The sequence below is a fragment of the Mesorhizobium sp. WSM4837 genome, from assembly GCF_055811435.1.
Genome location: NZ_JBVVQE010000126.1, coordinates 1 through 9,050 on the forward strand (window position 1 = coordinate 1; position 9,050 = coordinate 9,050).

A 9,050-nucleotide genomic window follows, 5' to 3' on the forward strand; every position below is an offset into this window, starting at 1 on the left:
CCCCCCGCCGGGCGTGCACTGGTTTTGGGCGGGGGGGGCGGTCCGGGGGGGGCGGCGGGGGGGGGGGGCGGGGGGGGGGGGCGGGGGGGGGGGCGCGGGGGGGGGGGGGGGGGGGCGCCCCCCCCCCCCCGCGGTTCCTAAAATCTCAACCTACATGCCGAGCGAGGCCTTGTAGAGCTTGATCTGGTTTTCGCGGCCGATCTGGTCGGTCAGCTTCTCCCAGGCGGCTGCAATGGCGTCGGCGCCTTCCTGTGCCGTCATCTTGCCGGCAAATGTATTGGCCAGGATGTCCTCGGCGGCGCTGTAATATTGGAAGATGCCGGGGATACGCGGCTCGATCGCGGCGTTCGGATGGTTGTAACTGTCGGCCTCCGACTTCAGATATGAGGTGATGAAGGCCTCGTCGTAACCGGCCGCCACCCATTCCGGAACGTCGAAATGCGAGTTGCGGTAAGGCTGGAAGCCGGACGGATACGCCGCGCACCAGAGCGACAGGTCCTTGCCGCCGAGATGGGCCGCGGCCGACCATGCCGCCTTCTTCTTCTTTTCATCCGAATCGACACGAGCCATGACGTAGACGCCCCAGCCGAGATAGGCGCAGTTCGGCGCATGGTTCGGGCCGCTGGCCAGTTTGTCCCACTGGCCGGTCTTGGAATTGTAGACGTCGTCCGAGCCCGGCAGGATCGAGAAGCCGGTGACGTCGCCGACGACAGAACTGTCGTTGGTCTTGACGTTGGAGCCGACGTCGCCCCACCAGGTGACCATCGAACCGGTGCCGGCCAGGAACTGCTGGAAGGCGGTGGTGTTCGGGTCGGCGTTGATCTGGTCGGCAGGCTGCGACGGCAGCGCGTCGATCACGTCCTGGATGGCCCGCACCCAGGCTGGATTGTTGATGCGCGGCTTCATCGTATCGGCATCGAACAGCCAGGCCTTGTCGTCGGGATGCTTGGCATAGGCGCTGGCGCGGCTGCCGAGGAAATAGAAGCCGAAGCCGCCCCACGCCTTGGGCGCGTCGAGATAGCCAAAAACGTCCTGGCCCTGGAACTGCTTGCCCTTGAGGAATTTTGTCACCGCCTGCACCTGCTGCCAGGTCTTCGGCACGCCCCATTCACCGCCACCGCCGCCGTCCTTCCACGCCTTGGCGAGGTCGGCATCGGCAAACACGTCGGTGCGGTAGTTGAAGTTGTGCGCGTCGCCATCGACGGTCACGCGGTACTGCTTGCCGTCCCAGGTGCCGACCGGTGGCTGCAGATAGGCCACGACGTCCTTCATGTCGATCTGGTCCTTGACCCAGTCCGGCATTTCGGACGTGAGGCCCTTGCCGCAGACGTCGCCTTCGAACGGCGCGCCCATCTCGATGATGTCGAAATCGACGGTGCCGGTGGCGATCGACTGCTGCAGGCGGGCATTGTAGTCCGCCTGCGCCAGGTCGATCCAGTTGATCTTGGCGCCGGTATAGGTCTCCCAAGGCTTCAGGAAGCCGCGAAACAGCACATTGTGCAGGTTCTGGTTGTTGAGCCCCATGAAGGTGAGCTGGACGCCGGCGAATTCGCCTTCCTTGACGCTGGCCTTGGTCGCCTCCAGGCAAAGCTCGCCGACCTGCTGGAAGTCGGCATCGGTCGGCTGGCCCTTGCCGACACCGGGAATCTGCAGGATCTGCGCGCGCAATTCGCTTGCGGCGGAAGCCGGGCGCGTCAGCGCGCCAAGCCCGGCGCCGGATGCCGCTGCGATCGCGGCCATACTGGCCGCGCCCTTGAGGACATCGCGGCGCGTGGCACCCGCCCGCATGAATTGGTTGTAAAGGCTGACTTTCATTTCGTTCCTCCCAGAATGTGTATGGTGATTGTTCGGGTGTTTGGAGCGCTGGAAATGTTCCCCAACAACAGCGGCTCCCAGAAATAGCGGCCCAAGTTTTCCTCCGCAACGCTTCGACTTCCGTGGTCCGACCAGCGTGCCGGCGCGCCCGGAACAGGGTCAAAACCCGAGCCCTTTCACTATTCTCACAACCAGGTGCCGTGTCAAACGCGAACAGAGTTTTTTATCTATAAAAGACTGACTTGCCCTCGCTGTTTGCGTTGTTTAGCTTCACCGCAACGAAAGGGGGGCCAATGGCTCAAGTCGCGATCAGCAATGTGGCCAAGGCGTTCGGAACCGTCAAGGTCCTGCACGGTGTCAGCGTCGACATCGCCGACGGGCAGTTCGTGGTGCTGGTCGGTCCTTCGGGGTGCGGCAAGTCCACGCTGCTCAGGATGGTGGCGGGGCTGGAGACCGTTTCCGGCGGCACGATCGCCATCGGCGACCGTGTCGTCAACCATCTGCCACCGGCCAAACGCGACATTGCCATGGTGTTCCAGAATTACGCGCTCTATCCGCACAAGACGGTCGAGCAGAACATGGCCTTTGCGCTAAAACTGCGCAAGACCGATCCGGCCGATGTCGCCGAGCGGGTCAAGCGCGCCGCCGATATCCTTGATCTCAATCCCTATCTCAAGCGCTATCCGCGCCAACTCTCCGGCGGCCAGCGCCAGCGCGTCGCCATGGGCCGCGCCATCGTGCGCAACCCGCAGGTGTTCTTGTTCGACGAGCCGCTGTCCAACCTCGACGCCAAGCTGCGCGTCCAGATGCGCACCGAGATCAAGGAATTGCACCAGCGGCTGAAGACCACCACCATCTATGTCACGCACGACCAGATCGAGGCCATGACCATGGCCGACAAGATCGTCGTGATGCGCGACGGCCGCATCGAGCAGGTCGGCGCGCCGCTGGAACTGTTCGACCGGCCGGCCAATCTGTTCGTCGCCGGCTTCATCGGCTCGCCGTCGATGAACCTGCTCAAGGGCGTGGTGCGCAAGGGCGACAAGCCCATCGTCGAGATCGCAGGGACGCCGTTCCCGATGGCTGCGAGCAGCAAGGTGGAGGACGGGCGCAATGTCGTCTACGGCGTCCGGCCCGAGCATCTCGAAATCCACCCCGACGGCGTGCCGGCGAAGATTTCCGTCGTCGAGCCGACCGGTTCCGAAACGCTGGTGTTTCTGCGTTTCGGCGAGGGCGAGATGGTGGCGCTGTTCCGCGAGCGCCACGACTTCAAGCCGGGCGACACGCTGCATCTGAAACCGCGGCTCGACCAGGTCCATCTCTTCGACGCAGAGATCGGCAATCGTCTTTAAACACTTTGAATTGCGAATGATCTTGTCTGAAAACCGACAACACTTCGGGCTCATGCGCCAGGCTTCGCATCAAACAAGCCCGTTCGGGAGGGAATCATGCTAAAAGGGATCAATCCGCTGCTCAATGCCGACGTGCTGCAGGCGCTGCGGGCGATGGGCCATGGCGACGATTTGATCATCGCCGACACCAACTTCCCCTCCGATTCGGTGGCGCGCCAGACCGTGCTCGGCCGGCTGCTGCGCATCGATGCGCCGGCCGCTGACGTGGTCAAGGCGGTGCTGTCGCTCTATCCGCTGGACAATTTCGTCGACGATGCCGCCGCCCGCATGGAGATCGTCGGCAAGCCGGACGAGATTCCCGCCGTGCAGCAAGAAGTGCAAAGCGAGATCGATGCGGCTGAGGGCAAGGCCTGGCCGATGATTTCGGTCGAGCGCTACGCCTTCTACGAACGTGCCAAAAACGCCTATTGCGTCATCCAGACCGGCGAGCGCCGCTTCTATGGCTGTTTTGCCTTCCGCAAGGGCGTCGTTCCTCCCGACGCGGAGTAGCGAGATGCCAGGCAAGCCTGTGGTCATTAAGCCTGTCGTCATATTGGGCGTCTTCGTCGCCGACACCGCCTACCGCGCCGCCCGCCAGCCGCGCATGGGCGAGACGATCCTTGGAACATCCTTCACCCTCGGCCCGGGCGGCAAGGGCTCCAACCAGGCGGTCGCGGCCGGCCGTCTCGGCGCCGACATCACTTTTTTGACGCGCCTTGGCGTCGATCCCTTTGCCGACATGGCCAGGCAAACCTGGACGCAGGCCGGGGTGAAGAGCGCCGTCATCGACACGCCGGAGAGTTATACGGGTGCGGCCTATATCTTCGTCGAGGAGACGAGCGGCAACAACGCCATCATTGTCAGCCCGGGTGCGGCCATGCTGATTTCGCCCGACGACATCGAGGCTAACGCCGGCCTGATCCGCTCGGCCGGCGTCTTCGTCACCCAGCTCGAGCAGCCGATCGAGGCGGCGATGCGGGCGCTGGAGATCGCGCGCGGGGCAGGGGTGACGACCATCCTCAACCCGGCGCCCGCGGCAAGCCTGCCCGAGCGCATCTACACGCTCTGCGACTATGTCACGCCCAACGAGACCGAGGCCGAGGAACTGACCGGCATCAAGGTGTCCTCCATCGACGACGCCCGCCGCGCCGCCGATCGTTTGCTTGGAAAGGGCGCCGGCGCCGTCATCGTTACGCTCGGCGAACAGGGCGCGCTGCTGCACACGGCCAGCCGCTCCGACCATGTCGGCGCGATCAAAGCCGGTCCTGTGGTCGAGACCACCGGCGCCGGCGACGCCTTCAATGGCGGCCTGGCCGCAGCACTTGCGAGAGGCGTGGACCCACTGCAAGCGGTCCGCTTCGCCTGCGCCGTCGCCGGCATCTCGGTCACCCGGCCGGGCACGGCGCCGTCGATGCCGACGCTGCAAGAGGTCGAGGCATTGCTCGCCAGGGGTTGACGCCTCCGGCCCGCTGTCAAACGGATCGCGGTACCCATGCCTTCGTCATCCCAGGGCGGAGCAAGGAGCGAAGCGACGCGGCGCAGACCCTGGGATCCAGGCCGTGACCACAGCCGAAGAATGCGACGGTTCAGGATAAATGCTGATCTGTAGTGATCCTTCGCGCCCCCCTCTGTCCTGCCCTCTTTGCAGGATGAGTGCCGGAGGCCGAAGCTGCTGATCTCCCTCCTTGAGGGGGAGATGCCCGGCAGGGCAGAGGGGGTCGGTTCGACTGGGCGCGGCCTTCTCTCTTGCGACAGTGGAGGTTGGTGCATTACGTGAGACGACCCCCTCTGGCCTGCCGGCCATCTCCCCCTCAAGGGGGAGATTGGCCGTCATCGGCGCCTTCACCAATCACCAGCGTTGCAACGCGCCAGGAACCATGTCGGAAGCAGCGGGTTTGGCTTGGACGACATGTTCGGTCTCTCCAAGGAGAATACGATGACATCAGCAGTCAAAACCACAGCGGTTGCCGCGGCGCTGGCTATGCTGGCCTCGCCGGCGCTATCCCAGACGACCCCACCTGCGCCCGCCGCACCTGCACAGGATCAAGGTTCACAGCCGTCGCCAGGCGGGCCAGCCGAAGACTCCATGCGCCAAATGATGCGTGAGATGATAACTGAGATGCTGGAGGAGAGAATGCCGGAGCATCGCCGCCCCGAGCAGAGCGGCGAGGTGGCGATCGTTGGCATCGCGATTTCCGACGGCATGACGGACGCCAAATGGGGGGCGGGATGAAGCATGGCGCACGGATGCGAATGATGTTCGCCATAGTCGACGCCGACGGCGATGGTGCGCTTTCTAGAATCGAGGTTCAGGATTTTGTCGAGCGGATATTCAACGCCGTCGACGAGGACGGCGATGACAGCGTCGACAGGGAGGAAATCCGATCCTTCTTCCATGGAGGTGCCGACGAAACGGGTGAATAAATCCGCAGGTGGAACCGCTGCAGGCGGTCCGCTTCGCCTGCACGGCATTTCGGTGATGCGGCCGGGCCGTCGATGCCGACGCTGCAAGAGGGTTGCTCGCCAGGGGGTGAGGCCGGCGCTCTCGACGTTAGTCCGTTCCGACCACGGTGACATATTAGCCACAGTTAATATGAATCGGCAAACCTGGCTTGCGTCTTTGGCATAGGTGTCCCGTAATGGATCACTGGGTCTGGCGCCGCAATTGCACGGTCAGCAATGCCGGGGGGCAATTTTGACCTGACAATCGGGGGGTGATTGGGGGACCCCCGCCGCTTCGCAAATGGAGCGGCGGGCTCTTTCACCGCACCACACCGTCACAAGCCGCCGACTCGCGGAGGCGATCTAGCCGCGAACGCCGGACAATTCGCGGACCTCCGCCCGCAGCGCCTGCAACTCCGCCAGGATCATGGCCTGATCGCTATGCAGCGTCGCCCTGTCGGCCGATTCCACGGCTTCATGCTCGGCCTCCATCGCCGAAACGATCACGCCGATGAACAGATTGAGCACGGTGAACGAGGTCGCGATGATGAACGGGATGAAGAACAGCCAGGCCGCCGGAAAGACCACCATGACCGGGCGCACCACGCCGACCGACCAGCCCTCGAGGGTCATGACCTGGAAAAGCGTGAAGAGCGATTCTGGTATGCCGCCGAACAGTTCGGGAAAGGACGAGCCGTAGAGCTTCGTCGCCATCACCGCAAAGACGTAGAACACCAGCCCGAGCAGCAGCATGATCGAGCCCATGCCGGGCAAGGCGGTGATGAAGCCGGTGACGACACGGCGCAGCGACGGAACGATGCTGATCAGGCGCAGCACCCGCAGGATGCGCAGCGCCCGCAGCACCGAGAGAGAGCCGGTCGTGGGGATGAGCGCGAAACCGACGACGAAGAGGTCGAAGATGCGCCATGGATCGCGGAAGAAATGCGTCCTGTAGACGACCAGCCGGATCGCGAGTTCGAGCACGAAGACGCTGAGGATCGCGCGGTCGATGGCCGTTAGAAGCGGGCCAAAAGCCGCAATCGCATCGGGCGAGGTTTCGAGGCCGAGCGTGACGGCGTTGATCAGGATCAGGACCATGATCGCGAGGTCGAAGCGGCGCGATTCGATGAGCGATTTCAGGGCATCCAAGGCTTCTTCTCCGTTAGAGCATCGGACCCGAAAATGGGAACCGGGTTCGGGAAAATCCAATGCTCAAACCCATATGGCCGGCTTGTGGCGCACCGGATACAAAAAGTCGAAACAGCCGAAGAATGCTGCGGCTAAGCTGCTGATCTCCCCCTCAAGGGGGGAGATTGGCCGTTATCGCCGGTTTCACCAATCACCAGCGTTGCAACGCGCTAGGAACCATGCGGGGAGCAGCGGGTTTGGCTTGGATGCCGACACGTTCGGTCCACCCATTCTCCAAGGAGAACACGATGACATCAGCAAGCAAGACCACAGCAATTGCCGCGGCGTTGGCTATGCTGGCTTCGCCGGCGCTATCCCAGACGAGCTCGCCTGCGCCCGCCGCACCTGCACAAGGTTCACAGCCGTCGCCAGGCGGGCCAACCGAAGACTCCATGCGCCAAACGATGCGCGAGATGATGACTGAGATGCTGGAGGAGAGAATGCAGCATCGCCGCCCGCGAGCAGAGCAGCGAGGTGACGACCGTTGGCATCGCGATTTCCGAAGGCATGACCGGCGCCATATGGGAGGCGGGATGATGCATGGCGCACGGATGCGAATGATGTTCGCCATAGTCGACGCCGACGGCGATGGGGCGCTGTCTCAAACCGAGGTTCAGGATTTTGTCGAGCGGATATTCAGCGCCGTCGACGAGGACGCCGATGACAGCATCGACAGGGAGGAAATTCGATCCTTCTTCCACGGAGGCGCTGACGGAACGGGTGAATAAATCACTGCAAGATCTTGCGCGTTCCTGGACAAGAATTCGGGAGAGGAATTCGGAAATGGCTGGTCTCGTTGGCAAATTTGTCGGGAAAACCCCGGCGCCTCGCAAGGGCATGGCTAGTCCCAGACTGTGCGAGAAAGCCTTCAAGGCGAGGTACAAGCAGCAATTCGTCGATCCAGCGTTCGAACCGTTCGCCCAGTCGATTGAGCAAATCGCTTCGATCGCCTGGCAGGCTTACGCGGATTCCCGCAAGAGCCCGATCACGAGGAAAGCCGGTCTTGGGTTCAGCGACCCCGACTACGATCTGTCCGTCGATTGGATTGCGGCGCACGAGGCGGTGCTACAGGCGCAGCATCGGTACGAGGACCTAACGGCGCCGCCGCGTCTGTTGATCATCAACGGGTCGTCGCGCAGCGAGCACACCTGTCCCGGCGAGATGTCGAAGAGTTTCCGGCTCGCCGAAATCGCCCGTGAGACCATCGACAAGGAAACGAAACTTGCAGTCGAAATTCTCGATCTGTCGCGGCTTGCTTCCGAATACGGGAGGAACATCCATCCGTGCAAGGCGTGCTTTTCGACGGCCGCTCCGCTCTGCCATTGGCCCTGTTCCTGCTATCCCAACCATTCGCTTGGGCAAGTTCAGGACTGGATGAACGAAATCTACCCGATGTGGGTCGCCGCCCATGGCATCATGATCATCTCGCCGGTGAATTGGTATCAGGTTTCCTCGCCTGTCAAACTGATGATGGACAGGCTTGTCTGCGCTGACGGTGGCAATCCAGACCCCTCGCTGACACAGGGCAAGGATGCGGCAAAGGCAAAGGAGGTAGAACTGGCCGGCTGGGACTATCCGCGTCATCTGGCAGGCAGGCTGTTTTCTGTGATTGTGCACGGCGATGTCGAAGGTGCGGAGAATGTGCGGCATTCCCTCGCTGACTGGCGCTTCATGAAGTTGTCGCCGGCCGGCCCCAGCGCCGAGCTCGACCGCTACATCGGTTACTGGAAGCCGTACGCCACAAGCCATGAGGAACTCGATGCCGACGAGACAATCCAGGAAGAGGTCCGCAACGCCGCCCGCTCGCTCGCCGAAGCCGTCGTCGAACGTCGGTCGGGCCGTTTCCGTCAGATCGGCATCGGCCTGGAAGACCCGCGGCAAAAATAGGCGACCCGATCACCGAAGCACGGGGGCCGGAATTCTGCACGGAAACCGCGCCCGAGCTTGGTCGCGAACGTGCCAAGCATCAGCTCGCGGAGCGTTGAGCGAGCACCGCGCCGAGCTGGATCTGCAGATCGGCCTGCTCAACGAGCATGAGACCACGCGACTGATCGAAACCGCCCTGACGGAGCGTTTGAAGGTACCAACGCCCGCAGATGATGAAACCGCCTCAGCTAGGGTCAGGACCTATTAATCAGGTTGAATTGATGGTGAGCGGCTGATTCATTGTTGGCGGAGGTGCCACGATGGATGATTTGCTGATGTTATCGCCGG

The 9,050-nt window shown here is 62.8% G+C and carries 9 protein-coding genes; 7 read left to right on the plus strand and 2 right to left on the minus strand.

The window, feature by feature from the left end:
• Positions 1-150 precede the first annotated feature (150 nt).
• The gene (locus AC0L3D_RS35250; RefSeq protein ID WP_287247536.1) at positions 151-1,815 is read right to left on the minus strand and encodes an ABC transporter substrate-binding protein; all 1,665 of its coding nucleotides are present in this window, start codon (positions 1,813-1,815) and stop codon (positions 151-153) included.
• Between the two features lie 293 nt (positions 1,816-2,108).
• Between AC0L3D_RS35250 and AC0L3D_RS35255 the strand changes: the two genes are divergently transcribed.
• The 5 genes from AC0L3D_RS35255 (at position 2,109) to AC0L3D_RS35275 (ending at position 5,630) form a co-directional block, all read left to right on the plus strand.
• Positions 2,109-3,167 carry an ABC transporter ATP-binding protein gene (locus AC0L3D_RS35255; RefSeq protein WP_473647378.1) on the plus strand — a complete coding sequence of 353 codons (1,059 nt, stop codon included), beginning with the start codon at positions 2,109-2,111 and terminating at the stop codon, positions 3,165-3,167.
• 96 nt (positions 3,168-3,263) lie between these two features.
• On the plus strand, positions 3,264-3,716 hold the full coding sequence (locus tag AC0L3D_RS35260) for an RbsD/FucU family protein (RefSeq protein WP_473630484.1): 453 nt from the start codon (positions 3,264-3,266) through the stop codon (positions 3,714-3,716).
• 4 nt (positions 3,717-3,720) lie between these two features.
• Entirely contained in the window at positions 3,721-4,662 is a 942-nt protein-coding gene (gene rbsK, locus AC0L3D_RS35265) for a ribokinase (protein WP_287345663.1), read from the plus strand.
• A 480-nt stretch (positions 4,663-5,142) separates the two neighbouring features.
• Complete coding sequence (locus AC0L3D_RS35270; RefSeq protein ID WP_473647379.1) at positions 5,143-5,439, plus strand: hypothetical protein; 297 nt, start codon at positions 5,143-5,145, stop codon at positions 5,437-5,439.
• A 23-nt stretch (positions 5,440-5,462) separates the two neighbouring features.
• The gene (locus AC0L3D_RS35275) at positions 5,463-5,630 is read left to right on the plus strand and encodes a hypothetical protein (protein WP_473647380.1); all 168 of its coding nucleotides are present in this window, start codon (positions 5,463-5,465) and stop codon (positions 5,628-5,630) included.
• 381 nt (positions 5,631-6,011) lie between these two features.
• Here the strand turns inward: AC0L3D_RS35275 and AC0L3D_RS35280 are convergent, their stop codons facing one another.
• Entirely contained in the window at positions 6,012-6,797 is a 786-nt protein-coding gene (locus tag AC0L3D_RS35280) for an ion transporter (protein WP_473647381.1), read from the minus strand.
• A 164-nt stretch (positions 6,798-6,961) separates the two neighbouring features.
• Between AC0L3D_RS35280 and AC0L3D_RS35285 the strand changes: the two genes are divergently transcribed.
• Both AC0L3D_RS35285 and AC0L3D_RS35290 read left to right on the plus strand, forming a co-directional pair.
• The gene (locus AC0L3D_RS35285) at positions 6,962-7,564 is read left to right on the plus strand and encodes an EF-hand domain-containing protein (RefSeq protein ID WP_473647382.1); all 603 of its coding nucleotides are present in this window, start codon (positions 6,962-6,964) and stop codon (positions 7,562-7,564) included.
• A gap of 55 nt (positions 7,565-7,619) precedes the next feature.
• Positions 7,620-8,723: a flavodoxin family protein gene (locus AC0L3D_RS35290; RefSeq protein ID WP_473647383.1), complete on the plus strand. Its 1,104-nt coding sequence runs from the start codon at positions 7,620-7,622 to the stop codon at positions 8,721-8,723.
• Positions 8,724-9,050 lie beyond the last annotated feature (327 nt).

Coding starts and splice junctions, on each gene's coding strand:
- AC0L3D_RS35250 (WP_287247536.1), bottom strand. CDS start 1,815: ATGAAAGTCAGCCTTTACAACCAATTCATGCGGGCGGGTGCCACGCGC.
- AC0L3D_RS35255 (WP_473647378.1), top strand. CDS start 2,109: ATGGCTCAAGTCGCGATCAGCAATGTGGCCAAGGCGTTCGGAACCGTC.
- AC0L3D_RS35260 (WP_473630484.1), top strand. CDS start 3,264: ATGCTAAAAGGGATCAATCCGCTGCTCAATGCCGACGTGCTGCAGGCG.
- rbsK (WP_287345663.1), top strand. CDS start 3,721: ATGCCAGGCAAGCCTGTGGTCATTAAGCCTGTCGTCATATTGGGCGTC.
- AC0L3D_RS35270 (WP_473647379.1), top strand. CDS start 5,143: ATGACATCAGCAGTCAAAACCACAGCGGTTGCCGCGGCGCTGGCTATG.
- AC0L3D_RS35275 (WP_473647380.1), top strand. CDS start 5,463: ATGTTCGCCATAGTCGACGCCGACGGCGATGGTGCGCTTTCTAGAATC.
- AC0L3D_RS35290 (WP_473647383.1), top strand. CDS start 7,620: ATGGCTGGTCTCGTTGGCAAATTTGTCGGGAAAACCCCGGCGCCTCGC.